Genomic DNA, 13,532 nt, shown 5'->3' with positions numbered 1-13,532 from the left:
CTTACAGTCCAAAATTATTTGCAAGGTAATGTACTTCTTTCAAATGAAATTTGAAACATGCTTGATTTTGTCTATAAATTCTTTGTTTTTACCATTTGTGCCATTAGTTCGGCCTCTGTTACGAGTTTGTCGTTGGCATAGGCACTTCCTCTCATGTGTACAATTCCACGGCGAATTGGTGAAATTAACTCCAAATCAAAAATAAGGGTGTCGCCCGGATTTACTTGTTGTTTAAACTTCACATTATCTATCTTCATAAAAAACGTAAGATAGTTTTCAGGATCTGGAACCGTACTTAGTGCCAAAATTCCGCCAGTTTGAGCCATTGCTTCTACAATCAACACACCTGGCATAACGGGTGCTCCTGGAAAATGACCAACGAAAAAAGGCTCATTCATGGTAACGTTTTTCAAGCCAACAACGTAATCTTCCCCTAGTTCCATGATTTTATCTACCAGCAAAAATGGCGGTCTATGAGGGAGCATAGACATTATTTCGTTAATATCTTTAACTGGTGGTTTGTTTAAATCAAATTTTGGAACTCTATTTCTTTTTTCGATTTTAATTATTCTGGAAAGTTTTTTGGCAAACTGAGTGTTAACGTAATGTCCTGGTTTATTAGCTATTACCTTTCCTTTAATTCGAGTACCCACAAGTGCTAAATCGCCAATTACGTCTAATAGTTTATGCCTTGCAGCTTCATTTGGGTAATGTAATGTAAGATTGTCTAAAATTCCGTTTGGTTTAACCGAAATATTGTCTTTGCCAAAAGCGGTTCGGAGTTTATCCATAGTACTTGCAGAGAGTTCTTTATCTACATACACTATCGCGTTGTTAAGGTCTCCACCTTTAATAAGGCCGTGGTCTAAAAGCATTTCAATTTCGTGTAAAAAACTGAAAGTCCTGGCATTTGCTATTTCCTCCTTAAAATCTGAGATACGCTTCATCGAGGCGTTTTGAGTACCTAAAACTTTTGTGCCAAAATCGACCATTGTAGTAACCTGATATTCATCTGAAGGCATTACAATAATCTCGCTACCCGTTTCTTCATCTACAAAGGATATTACCTCCTTTACAACGTATTCTTCACGTGGTGCTTCTTGTTCTACAATGCCCGCTTTTTCAATTGCCTCTACAAAATACTTTGAAGATCCGTCCATAATTGGCGGTTCAGACGCATTAAGCTCAATTGTACAGTTATCCACCTCGAGCCCTACCAAAGCAGCTAAAACATGTTCAGAAGTTTGAATTTTTACACCACGTTTTTCAAGATTGGTACCTCGTTGTGTGTTTACCACGTAATTGGCATCGGCTTCAATTACAGGGTTTCCTTCCAAATCTACTCTTACAAAGTTGTAGCCTTGGTTTTCTGACGCTGGTTTGAAAGTTATAGTAACTTCCTTCCCTGTATGCAATCCCACCCCAGTAAGAGAAACCTCCTTACCTATGGTGCGCTGTTTTACAATACTTTCACTCATTATCGATTTGTTTTTCAACCGTATTTAACCGTTCCACTATTTTGGGAAGGTTTTTGAAATATACATAACTTTTATTAAAATCGGCTAAGCGAATTCCTGGCGAACCTTGAAGAACTTCATTGTCCTTCACGTTACGGCTTATTCCGCTTTGCGCTTGAATTTTTACATTATCACCTACGACTAAATGTCCAGCAATTCCTACTTGACCGCCAATAATACAATTTTTTCCAATTTTTGTAGAACCCGCCACTCCACTTTGGGCGGCAATTACTGTGTTTTCACCAATAATAACATTGTGTGCTATTTGAATTTGGTTGTCTAGTTTTACGCCATTCTTAATAATTGTAGAACCCATTGTTGCGCGGTCAATAGTGGTACCAGGACCAATATCAACGTTGTCTTCAATAATTACATTTCCTATTTGCGGTACTTTATGAAACTCCCCTTTTTCGTCTGGAGTAAATCCAAAGCCATCGGCACCAATCACAACTCCGCTATTAATTACACAGGATTTTCCAACCACGGTTTCAGAATACAACTTGGCACCCGTGAATAAAATTGTGTTGTCTCCTATTGTAACATTGTCTCCTATGTACACTTGAGGATAAATTTTAACGTTGTTCCCTATTTTCACATTTTCACCTAAATATGCAAAAGCACCTAAGTACAAGTCGGTGCCGTGTTCAACATTATCTGCAATAAAAACAGGTTTTTCAATTCCTGTTTTATTCATTTTTACTTGATTGTAATATTCTAGTAACTGAGAAAATGCTTGGTATGCATTTTCAACGCGAATAAGGGTTGTAGAGAATTCATTTGATGCTACAAAATCGTTATTAACAATTGTTACTGAAGCTTTGGTTGAATAGATGTAACTCTTATACTTTAAGTTGGCCAAAAAAGTGAGACTCCCCTCACTCCCATCTTCTATTTTAGACAGTTTAGAAACTACAACATTCTCATCGCCTTCAACGGTTCCGTTTAGAATTCCTGCTATTTGGGCTGCTGTAAATTTCATGGGGAATAAAAAGACGTTTTTTCAAATTGTTAAAAAAGAGCCACTGCAAAGGAGTCTTTTTAATATGTATTGATTAACTTAGGTTATTAATTTTGATTAATGCAAAAATAGAAAAAAAGGACATAGCCTCGTTAGCTATCTTTATTGTTTTTTTGGATAGCACATATAGTACTTAACTACTGATTTTGAAAGGGCTTCAATATTAAATTGATCGCTAGCCTTAGCCACATCGACAATCTTCCCGTTTTTTCGCAACAAGTTTATCGTATCTTTCTCCATACTATACGCTTGGTTCTCCATTTTACCCGAAAACACAAAATACGCTGCCTCTTCTTCCGATATTTTGTAACGACTCATTAATTGCTCATTTTTTGTTTTTAATTTCTTAACCGGAAAAGGTTTCGACTTTACCTTAACCTTCAATAAATCCCGATGTAAAAGCATATCGCACAAATTTTTAAGAACAAAATCTTCATGGTCTACCCACGATTTCATTGCCGAAATAACATCATTGTCATCTAGTTTTGCAAACGTTTCAAGCACTTCATCTGAAAAATCGCTCAAGCCAATATCATTATGTAGAAAAAACCGCAATGCTTTGCTCGCAGGAAGTTCAACACCTTTGGCCGTAAGTTGTTTGGCTCGTTTTAAAACACGTACTAAAAGCTGTTCTGCCACGACTCCTGTTTTGTGCAAATACACCTGCCAATACATTAATCTTCGGGCTACAATGAAGTTTTCTACAGAGTAGATTCCCTTTTCTTCAACAACTAATGCATCGTTTCGTACATTCAGCATTGCAATTAATCGTTGTGAATTAACTGTGCCTTCTGAAACTCCAGTATAAAAACTATCACGTTTTAGATAATCTAAGCGATCCATGTCTAACTGTCCCGATACCAACTGATGAAAAAATTTGCGAGGGTATTCGTCTTTAAAAATTTGTATTGCTACAGTTAATTGCTGATTAAAACTCTGGTTTAACGCCTCCATAAACCGCAGAGAAATATCTTCGTGGCTCACATTCTCTACAATGCTATGTTCCATTGCGTGCGAAAACGGCCCGTGACCAATGTCGTGCAATAAAATTGCGATATACAAGCCCTCTTCTTCTTTTTGAGAAATTGGAACTTTCTTTGATTTTAAAACTTGTACGGCTTTTTGCATTAAAAACATGGCACCTAAAGCGTGGTGCAATCTTGTGTGATGCGCGCCGGGATATACGATATACGAAAACCCCATTTGTGAAACTCGGCGCAACCGTTGGAAATATTTATGCTCTATGAGCTGAAATACCAATAAACTAGGAATAGTAATAAAACCGTAGATTGGGTCGTTTATGATTTTAAGCTTGGGAAGGGTTTTCAAACTTTAACTTTAAATTAGTAGCTACAATAATCTTTTAAAAAAATTCAGGTCTATTTTTGAAGGAATTCTTCGCAACGACTGAGAATTACTTATAAAATGAAATAAACAATATTCCTTAGCCAAAACTTTGGAGTATAATAAGACTCCTTCGCCCAGGCTTCGGAGCGCAAAGACAAATATACATATATGAGCGATATAAAAATACTTTGGGTAGATGATGAAATAGATATGCTTAAACCACATATCATTTTCCTAGAAAATAGAAATTACAAAGTCACTACTGCAAAAAGCGGAATGGAAGCTTTGGATGAGATAAAAAAAGAATCATTCGACATTGTTTTTTTAGATGAAAACATGCCCGGATTAACAGGGCTCGAAACACTTTCAGAAATAAAAGAAGTTCACGCTGCTCTTCCTGTGGTAATGATTACCAAAAGTGAAGAAGAATACATTATGGAAGAAGCCATTGGTTCAAAAATTGCCGATTACCTAATAAAGCCCGTAAATCCGAATCAAATTTTACTTAGTTTAAAGAAAAACCTGGATCATAGTCGATTAGTTTCTGAAAAAACCACTTCAAATTACCAGCAAGAATTCCGAAAGATTGCCATGGATTTATCCACGGTTAATAGTTATGAGGAATGGAAAGACTTATACCAAAAATTGGTTTATTGGGAATTAGAGCTAGAAAACATTGAAGACCCTGGAATGTTTGAGATTTTAGAATCTCAAAAAGTTGAAGCTAACAGCCAGTTTTGTAAGTTTATTGATAAAAATTATCCTGAATGGTTCCGTGAGCCTAGCGATGCTCCTATAATGAGCCATAATCTTTTTAAGGAAAAAATAAAACCTCAACTTCAGCAAGGAACACCTACCCTTTTGGTCGTAATAGACAATTTAAGATTGGATCAATGGAAAGCCTTAGAGCCAACGATTTCAAATATTTATAAAAAATCTTCGGAAGAACTTTTTTACAGCATACTACCAACAGCTACTCAATATGCAAGAAACGCCATTTTCTCAGGACTTATGCCACTTGATATGCAAAAACTCCACCCAGATTTGTGGCTGAATGATACAGATGAAGGCGGGAAAAACATGAAGGAGCAAGAGTTTTTTGCCGCTCAGTTAAAAAGGCTTAGAATGAACCTAGATTGGAGTTACCACAAAATATCCAGTTTAAAACAAGGAAAAAGATTGGTTGAAAATTTTAAATCGCATAAAGATGAAGACTTGACTGTTGTGGTTTACAATTTTGTAGATATGCTTTCCCACTCTAAAACTGAAATGGAGGTTATTAAAGAATTGGCATCAACTGACAAATCGTATAGATCGTTGACTCAGAGCTGGTTCAAAAACTCGCCTTTGTTAGAAATTATTCAGCAAGCGGCACGATTAGGTTTTAAACTTATTATCACAACTGACCATGGAACGATTAATGTCAAAAATCCGTCTAAGGTTATTGGAGACAAAAACACCAGTCTTAACCTACGGTATAAAACCGGCAGAAGCTTGACTTATGAAGACAAAGAAGTATTGGCTGCCCAAGACCCGAAAACCATTGAATTACCTTCAATAAATATGAGTAGTTCGTTTATTTTCGCTAAAGGAGATTACTTTTTTGCATATCCAAATAATTACAATCACTATGTAAAATACTACCGTAATACATACCAGCACGGGGGCGTGTCGCTTCAGGAAATGATTATTCCATTTTCGGTACATGTTCCTAAATAGATATATCGAAATCGAATACCATGTATACTTAAAAAAGTAAATTTGCAAAAAATAAATTCGATTTCTTTTAAATGAAAATAACTTATACGCATACAGAACTCCCTGAGGTTGCAAAAAACATTTTAGGGATTGCAACCTCAAGGATTTTCCTTTTTTATGGTTCTATGGGGGTTGGAAAAACAACGCTCATAAAAGTATTATCGCAACAATTAGGCGCTAATGAAGTTGCTTCTAGCCCATCGTTTTCTATTGTTAACGAATACGAAGTTGCTGATGGTTTAATTTATCATTTCGATTTTTATCGAATTGAAGATCCTATGGAAGCTTTAGACCTTGGCGTTGAAGACTACCTTTATAGTGGCCATTATGTATTTATTGAGTGGCCGGAAAAAATCCAAAAACTATTACCTGAAGAAGCTGTGAAAATCGAAATCACTAAAAACCACGACGGAAGTCGCACTATAGTAATTGACGATTCAAACGAATAACAGGCTTTAATAAAAGTCTTTATCAACGTTTCAAAAAAACTACTTGATTCGTTTCATTTTACAACCTTCTTATATTCAAGAAATAAAAAATTAAACTTCAACCCTTGTAGTTTCATTCTTTTATATTTCATATTGATCTTTTTTATTTTTTTGGTAATTTAATTTATTACGTAACTTGATGCGAGAAATTTGCACCCATGGCCAACCCTAAATCACCCTTTACCAAAGCGCAATTATTACCTCAAGAGGAGACTTTGGAAATCGCGAAACAGAAAGGAGAACTCTTTATTGGAATTCCAAAAGAAGCTTACTTTCAGGAAAAACGAATTTGCCTTACTCCAGATGCAGTGAGTGCCATTGTAAGTAATGGTCATCGTGTACTTATGGAAAATGGGGCTGGACTTGAATCTGGGTTTTCCGACAACGAATACTCCGAAGCAGGAGCGCAACTAACAGATGACACAAAAAAAGTTTTTGGATGTCCTGTGGTTTTAAAAGTTGAGCCTCCAACCTTGGATGAATTAGAACTTATAAACCCCAAAACAGTACTTATTTCTGCGCTACAGTTAAAGACGAGACAGCTTAAATATTTCCAAACCCTCGCAAAAAAGAAAATTACTGCGCTAGCGTTCGAATTTATAAAAGACGAAGACCACACCTATCCATTGGTTAAAGCATTAAGTGAAATTGCAGGTACAGCTTCAATTTTAATTGCAGCAGAACTCATGGTGAATGCAAAAAAGGGCAACGGACTTTTATTTGGAAATATTAGTGGTGTTCCTCCTATTGAAGTTGTTGTTATTGGCGCTGGCACTGTAGGAGAATTTGCTGTACGTTCGGCACTCGGGCTTGGTGCGAATGTAAAAGTTTTTGATAGCTCAATAACGAAGCTTAGAACTATTCAGACTAATGTTGGCAGAATCCTATATACCTCTACCATACAGCCGAAAAATTTAACAAAAGCACTTAGAAGATGTGATGTGGCCATTGGCGCTGTTCGAGGGCATAACCGCTCCCCTATTATTGTTACAGAAGAAATGGTGATGAGAATGAAGAAAGGCGCCGTTGTTATTGATGTTTGTGTAGATATGGGCGGCTGCTTTGAAACTACAGAAATGACGACCCATGATAACCCTACCGTTATTAAACACAATGTTATTCATTATGGAGTACCTAATATTCCTGCAAGATATCCTAAAACAGCTTCTATAACCATTAGCAATATATTTACTCCCTATATTTTAGAAATTGCAGAAAGTGGAGGTTTGGAAAATGCAATACGCTTTGATGATGGTTTGAAAAATGGTTTGTATTTTTACCGCGGAATACTCACCAACAAAGCTGTTGCCGATTGGTTCGACTTGCCATATAGCGATTTGAACTTATTGATTTTTTAAGCGCAATTGATAGCGTATTCTAAAAACCCGGATTTCCGAATATTTACAATTCCCAGAAATGAAACTAAAATACCGATTGGCCTATTTTTCAGGAGGTTTATTTATTGGCATCCTGCTTGTAATTTTTATCCTTAGCGGAAAAAAGACGTCCTGTGCTTATGGACTTGATGCACGAACTTTAAAGAACATTCGACTAAAAGAGCGTGCTTTTTCAGATAATACATTACAGTTTTTAAAACAAAACCAAATGGATACTTCGGCTGTTAGTATTCTATTGCTTACTGGAGATGTTAATTTTTCTGAAAGTAATACAAAATTAGATTCGTGCAAACAATACGTTGTAGTAGGAAAGGTTCAGGAAAAAAACTTAAAATTAAGAATCGAAAATTGTGAAAAAGTAGCGACCGTAATGACCGCTACTTTTGATGATTAAAAAAGGTATATACAAATACCTCAAAGCACTCTTACATTTTTCTACGCTGTCTTTCTTTTTTTAGCAGACTTAATTCGCGACTTGTTTGCCCAGCAACCGAAGTGTTTTCTTCTGCCCGACGAATTAAATAAGGCATCACATCTTTAACAGGTCCAAACGGAATGTATTTTCCTACTTTATAACCCATTTCACCTAAGTTAAAAGTAATGTGATCGCTCATTCCATAAAGCTGACCAAACCACATTCTGCAGTCTTCTTTGTCAATTTTCATTTCATCCATCAACTCCATAGCAAGATAAGTGCTCATTTCATTATGCGTTCCAACAAACAGTGAAATATCATCTAAATTGGACATGATGTAACGCATTACCTCATCAAAGTTATCGTCGGTTTCTTTCTTGCTACCGCAGATTGGTGTTGGATAGCCTTTTTCTAAAGCCCGTTCATTTTCTTTTTCCAAATACGCTCCGCGCACTATTTTATAACCTAATTTATAACCACCGGCCTTTGCCTTTTCGTGTTCTTTCTTTAAATAATCTAAACGGTCCCATCGGTAGCATTGCAAGGTGTTAAACACTACTGCTTTTTCACGATTATACTTGGCCATCATTTCTTCACACAGAAAATCTGCAGCATCTTGCATCCACGATTGTTCCGAATCAATTAGTAAACTTATATTACAATCGTAGGCAGCTTTAGAAACAGAGTCAAATCGACGAACTATTTGTTGCCATTGCTGTTCTTCAGCTTGAGATAAGGGTTTCTTTTCAGTTTTTTTCTGGAAAATTTCAAATTTCCCAAAACCTGTAGGCTTAAATACTGAAAATGGCATCGATTTTTTATTTTGGGCAAAGTGAGTTAATTCAACCACCTTTTCGGCAGTCGCATCAAATTGAGCCTCTTCCTCTTTTCCTTCCACAGAAAAATCAAGAACAGAATAAACCCCAGCATCATAAAGCTTATCTACCGTAGGCATACAGTCCTTTTCATTAACCCCTCCGCAAAAATGGTCGAATACCGTTGAACGTATTAATCCTTCTACAGGAAGATTTAAATTAAGCGCAAATTTTGTCATTGTAGTACCTACTTTTACAAGAGGTTCTTTTGAAATCATCTTAAAAAGAAAATAGGCTCGCTCAAGTTCCGAATCACTTTTAAGTTTAAAAGCAACTTCGGTATTATCGAAATAATTTTTTGTTGACATATAATAAAAATAAAGTGTGTAAATATAGTTAGATTTGAAATCTGTTTAAAGACAAAGTATCTCAAATAATAAAAAATGATCCAAAAAGAAGGATTGGTTTTTCAAAATGAAAATGCGTGGAAAATTCTAGCTTCTCATATTGAAAAAACGAACTACTCTAGTGTGTTTGTAATTGTTGATGAAAACACCAAAAAACACTGTTTACCAGTTTTATACGAGAAAGTAAATTTAGAAGTAAATTTAGAAGTTAATTGGAAGGTATTGGTAATTCCATGTGGCGAAAAGCACAAAAATATTACTACTTCTAATGGCCTGTGGGAAGCACTCTCGGATAAAGGAGCTGATCGCAACAGTTTAATAGTAAACCTAGGAGGTGGAATGATAACCGATATAGGCGGATTTGTTGCTTCAACCTACAAACGAGGGGTCGCTTTTGTGAATATTCCTACTACGCTACTTGCAATGGTAGATGCTTCTATTGGAGGTAAAAACGGAATTGATTTTGGTCTTGCCAAAAATCAAATAGGCACTATCTATCTTCCAAAAATGGTGGTTATTGAAAACATCTTTCTAAACACCTTACCCAAGAGACAATTAGTTTCGGGAATGGCCGAAATGTTTAAACATGGTATTATTCACAATCAAAAATCTTGGGAGAAAGTTGAAAGTCTGAACCCTAATGATACATCTAAATTTGAATCACTAATTTGGGAGTCGATTCAAATTAAAAATGAAATAGTCTCGCTGGATCCTTTTGAAGCTAACTTGAGAAAGACATTAAATTACGGGCATACGCTCGGTCATGCTATCGAGTCGCACTGTTTAGATAATAAAGAAAGAGAACCACTGCTGCACGGCGAAGCAATTGCCATTGGAATTATTTTAGCCACCTATATTTCAAACCAACTTTTAGATTTTCCTATTAAACGGTTAACCGAAGTTACAAAAACGCTTATGGCTGTATTTTCGAAACAGGAATTCAATAAAAATGAAATCGATAATATCATAAACCTACTTGTGTTTGACAAAAAGAACAGAAATGGGAAAGTGCTTTTTGTACTATTGCATGATATAGGTAAACCAAAAACAGACTGTATTGTGAACAATAAGTTGATTTACAACGCATTTGATTTTTATAAAAATTTATGAAAATTCTGTTTAAATAATTTTTAAGTGATTAATTTTTGAATAGTTTTATACCCAAAACTAATAAAGATTTAATTTAATGAAGCGCATTATTGTTGACTATCGGAAATTGACCCCCGAAATACTTTCTTTACTTGTCGAAAAATATCCAGACGGGTATGACGATGACCATGTTATCACCTTCAAAAACGCTAAAAATGAAACAGTTGAAGCTGTAGAGGTTAAGACAGAAGACACAGTATATCTAGTTAAAGTAAGTTCTAGATTAGAGACCTCAATGGCCAATTTTGATGAGGATGACTACGAGGATGCAGACTTTCACGAGCCTATCAGCGATATGCCAGACAAAGTGAAGCTGGACGAAGAGGAGTAAAATTCTTATTACATATAAAAGCGAAGGTCATCTAAATATATGTTTAGGTGACCTTCGCTTTTGTATGTAACTTTTTGTATATCGTTGGAGCTGTTTTAGTAGAAAGCAGGACAAATGATGTTTAAATGAATATAAATGGCTTTTAACTCGCTCTTTACATTCACTATTGTTTAAAACAATTGTGTTGATTATGTATTTAAACTTGAAGATGATTAAATAACGGGATCTATTCTTCTGGTTCTATAGTTACCTCAGTATTTCGGGTATACCCTTGTCGGGTCATACTCGTCCACTTAAATTCTCGATTATACAAAAACTGCCCATAACCAATTACAAAGAAAACAGTATTAAAAGGTTGATATAAAAGCACTTCAAAAAGACTGAAAAAAATTAGTCGCCCATATTCTGAATAGTTTTTATACAGTTTTTTATTGGATAAATCTGCTGTAATTGCTACCAATGACATACTAACCCCTATTAAATAAACGAGTAGTAACAGCAACCAAAAAGTATCAAAATTGATTTGATTGGTAAACAATAAAAAGGCGATAATAAAAAACCCTGTGGTTGTTAATATTGGAGCCAAGAAATCGAAAAAGAGCGCATAGGGTAGTAATAACATTCCCATGCGTCCGTACTTCGGATTAAAAAGATATCGGCGATGAACCAGAAATATTTGTAAAAGCCCTCTTCCCCATCGCGTTCTTTGCCTATAAAGAAGCCTTAAATTTGAAGGTCCTTCTGTCCAACAACACGTATCCGGGATTTGCCTAATTCTATATTTCTTTTTTCTGTCACGCATAAAAGCAATCATTCGCAAGGTCATATCCATATCTTCGGCTTGCGAAAGCGGGTCATAACCTCCAGCTCCAATCACTACGTTTGTATCGAATAACCCAAAACCTCCAGACACATTGGGAACTGCATTTAAAGTAGCCCAACCCATTTTTCCAATTAGGTACGAGCGTAAATATTCAGTCTCTTGAAACGTTGGAATTAATCTATTTGGAGGTCTTACCCGTGTAATTCTTCCTTTATCTACTTCGCACGAATTTACCATACGGAGTGTTGCGCCTACTGCTATTACCGGTATCTCGGAATCCAATACTGGTACAATCATTTTCGCCAAGGTATTTGGTACTAACAATCCGTCGATGTCGGTATTGATAAAATAGTCGTAATTAGCAACGTTTACTCCGGCGTTCATAGCATCGGCCTTGGTGCCTCCATTTTCTTTATCCACAATCGTGAGATTTGAATAACGAGGGTTTTTCGACTTATAAATACCTCTCATGGGTTGGCAACGCACCTTTTCTATATACGGAAAAGGAGTTAATACAAGGTCGAACTCTTTAATGAGCGTGTCTAAAGTATTATCAGTACTTCCGTCATTAACTATTATGACTTCAAAATTCGGATATTCTAGGTTTAATAAAGAATGAGCACTGTCTATAATAATAAGATCTTCGTTAAAAGCTGGGGTAACTACCGAAATGCCCGGCGCCTCTTCTGGAAAACTATTGAGAAGGTTGTCTTCTCTTTCGGTGTAATAGCTGTTTTTACTGGTAATATTAAAATATCCTAGAATGGCCAAACTAACATACGCTAGCGTGATAAAAGCAGAGTAGAAGAATATTGCATATTGATAAAAGTCTAATATTTGATCCATTCAGCAATTAATTTAAAGCATAAGCAAATAGGTTCTCCTCAAATTTCGAGCTACTTTTTTCTGATAGTGAAATCAAAATTGACATGCCTTCTTCATCAAATTCTTGCAACATCTCAACTATTTTAATTTTAGTTTCACTAAACTGTGTGCTTTGATACGTCTCAGTTAAAAATGGAAGCGATTTTCTCGATTTTAATAATCTTAGCCCTTCAATTATGCTTGTTTGTAGGGGTTTGGAAGCAGAATTAAACTCCTCCTTTGCCAAATCAATTAATGGTTCATATTCCAATTCACCTAACGTTTCCATTATCTCACATTTAACCAAAATGCTCTGTTCTGTTTTATACAGTTCAACTAAAAAGGGAATGCTTTCGTATTGTTTAAAAAAGCCCATTTCCCTAACGAGGAAACCTTTATAGTTTTCCTTGGTTGAATTACGCACCCATTTTGTTAATAGCGGAATAGGATGGTCTTTATTCATTTCAATTAGAATATAGTGCAAGCGCTTTTCATCAAATTTATTGAAATGGTCATCCAAGCCTTGTTCTAAAAATTTATAAGGATCGTGAGAGTCAAATCGGGTGTAGGTCATTCGTGCAAATTTTCGAAGATACCCATTGCGGTGATAAACAGAACTAGAAAAAGCTGAACCTCGAACTCCTCCCCCTATTTCATTTATAACCCGCAAAGCCCTGATTGCTTTAGAAATGTCTGTTGAAGATATTTCATTTACCCAATAATCATACAATTTAAAATAAGTTAAAAGGTTGATGTAATTATAACTTTGAAAAACACCACCGTCCATTTCATAAGATTTATCGCTTTTAACCTTTAAAATGAGGTCGGTAAGCATTCTTTTTTGCCATTTTTTTTGGGGTTCGGGTAATTCGGCATCAGCATTTAAATCTTGTACGCTTAGCTCTTTAAATGAAAAGTACAGTATGTCTATTAAGTTTGCCTTATAGATTTTTTTGATTTTCTTTTTTCGCTTGGCTTTCAAAATCTGTTTATGACGAATATAGAAAAACCTAATCAAGCTCATTACAGTCAATGAGAACAGAATAAGAATGATGAAAATAGCTATTTTAATTATTACCGGATATCCAGCGAAAACAGCAGAATAGTAATAATAGTAATAATCGAATACGCTCATATAAAATCCGTTCTGTGTTGGTAAACCCTAGAGTCTTTTTATTTTAAAAAATAGTATAAAATATGGCT

Annotated in this window: 12 protein-coding genes; 6 read left to right on the top strand and 6 right to left on the bottom strand. The window is 35.5% G+C overall.

What is annotated here, in order from left to right; all coding sequences use genetic code 11:
• Nucleotides 1-71 precede the first annotated feature (71 nt).
• From BLW28_RS00625 to BLW28_RS00615, 3 genes are all read right to left on the bottom strand, one after another.
• Nucleotides 72-1,478 carry a bifunctional UDP-3-O-[3-hydroxymyristoyl] N-acetylglucosamine deacetylase/3-hydroxyacyl-ACP dehydratase gene (locus BLW28_RS00625; RefSeq protein WP_073216239.1) on the bottom strand — a complete coding sequence of 469 codons (1,407 nt, stop codon included), beginning with the start codon at nucleotides 1,476-1,478 and terminating at the stop codon, nucleotides 72-74.
• A complete protein-coding gene (gene lpxD / locus BLW28_RS00620; RefSeq protein ID WP_073216237.1) occupies nucleotides 1,471-2,496 on the bottom strand; it encodes a UDP-3-O-(3-hydroxymyristoyl)glucosamine N-acyltransferase in 1,026 nt (341 codons plus the stop codon). Before lpxD ends, BLW28_RS00625 begins: the two co-directional genes overlap by 8 nt.
• 141 nt (nucleotides 2,497-2,637) lie before the next feature.
• Nucleotides 2,638-3,864: an HD domain-containing protein gene (locus tag BLW28_RS00615; protein ID WP_073216235.1), complete on the bottom strand. Its 1,227-nt coding sequence runs from the start codon at nucleotides 3,862-3,864 to the stop codon at nucleotides 2,638-2,640.
• 186 nt (nucleotides 3,865-4,050) lie between these two features.
• Here BLW28_RS00615 and porX point away from each other — a divergent pair, with 186 nt between their 5' ends.
• The 4 genes from porX (at nucleotide 4,051) to BLW28_RS00595 (ending at nucleotide 7,919) form a co-directional block, all read left to right on the top strand.
• Entirely contained in the window at nucleotides 4,051-5,601 is a 1,551-nt protein-coding gene (gene porX / locus BLW28_RS00610) for a T9SS response regulator signal transducer PorX (protein WP_073216231.1), read from the top strand.
• Nucleotides 5,602-5,672: 71 nt separating this feature from the next.
• On the top strand, nucleotides 5,673-6,089 hold the full coding sequence (gene tsaE, locus BLW28_RS00605) for a tRNA (adenosine(37)-N6)-threonylcarbamoyltransferase complex ATPase subunit type 1 TsaE (RefSeq protein ID WP_073216228.1): 417 nt from the start codon (nucleotides 5,673-5,675) through the stop codon (nucleotides 6,087-6,089).
• Between the two features lie 197 nt (nucleotides 6,090-6,286).
• The gene (locus BLW28_RS00600; protein ID WP_073216225.1) at nucleotides 6,287-7,486 is read left to right on the top strand and encodes an alanine dehydrogenase; all 1,200 of its coding nucleotides are present in this window, start codon (nucleotides 6,287-6,289) and stop codon (nucleotides 7,484-7,486) included.
• Nucleotides 7,487-7,544: 58 nt separating this feature from the next.
• Nucleotides 7,545-7,919, top strand: a complete 375-nt coding sequence (locus BLW28_RS00595) for a DUF4258 domain-containing protein (protein ID WP_073216222.1) — start codon at nucleotides 7,545-7,547, stop codon at nucleotides 7,917-7,919.
• A gap of 31 nt (nucleotides 7,920-7,950) precedes the next feature.
• Here BLW28_RS00595 and BLW28_RS00590 read toward each other — a convergent pair whose 3' ends face one another.
• Complete coding sequence (locus tag BLW28_RS00590; RefSeq protein WP_073216219.1) at nucleotides 7,951-9,123, bottom strand: proline dehydrogenase family protein; 1,173 nt, start codon at nucleotides 9,121-9,123, stop codon at nucleotides 7,951-7,953.
• A gap of 75 nt (nucleotides 9,124-9,198) precedes the next feature.
• Here BLW28_RS00590 and aroB point away from each other — a divergent pair, with 75 nt between their 5' ends.
• Both aroB and BLW28_RS00580 read left to right on the top strand, forming a co-directional pair.
• Nucleotides 9,199-10,272, top strand: coding sequence for a 3-dehydroquinate synthase (aroB, locus tag BLW28_RS00585; protein WP_073216216.1), 1,074 nt, complete (start codon nucleotides 9,199-9,201; stop codon nucleotides 10,270-10,272).
• A gap of 76 nt (nucleotides 10,273-10,348) precedes the next feature.
• A complete protein-coding gene (locus tag BLW28_RS00580) occupies nucleotides 10,349-10,642 on the top strand; it encodes a hypothetical protein (protein ID WP_073216213.1) in 294 nt (97 codons plus the stop codon).
• 226 nt (nucleotides 10,643-10,868) lie between these two features.
• Here BLW28_RS00580 and BLW28_RS00575 read toward each other — a convergent pair whose 3' ends face one another.
• Together BLW28_RS00575 and BLW28_RS00570 are read right to left on the bottom strand one after the other, a co-directional pair.
• Complete coding sequence (locus BLW28_RS00575; RefSeq protein WP_073216210.1) at nucleotides 10,869-12,311, bottom strand: glycosyltransferase family 2 protein; 1,443 nt, start codon at nucleotides 12,309-12,311, stop codon at nucleotides 10,869-10,871.
• 7 nt (nucleotides 12,312-12,318) lie between these two features.
• Complete coding sequence (locus tag BLW28_RS00570) at nucleotides 12,319-13,464, bottom strand: HEAT repeat domain-containing protein (protein ID WP_073216206.1); 1,146 nt, start codon at nucleotides 13,462-13,464, stop codon at nucleotides 12,319-12,321.
• Nucleotides 13,465-13,532: the final 68 nt, after the last annotated feature.

Origin of the sequence: Aequorivita viscosa, assembly GCF_900106795.1 — a bacterium.
Lineage (GTDB): Bacteria > Bacteroidota > Bacteroidia > Flavobacteriales > Flavobacteriaceae > Aequorivita > Aequorivita viscosa.
This window is presented reverse-complemented; position numbering and strand designations above follow the sequence as displayed.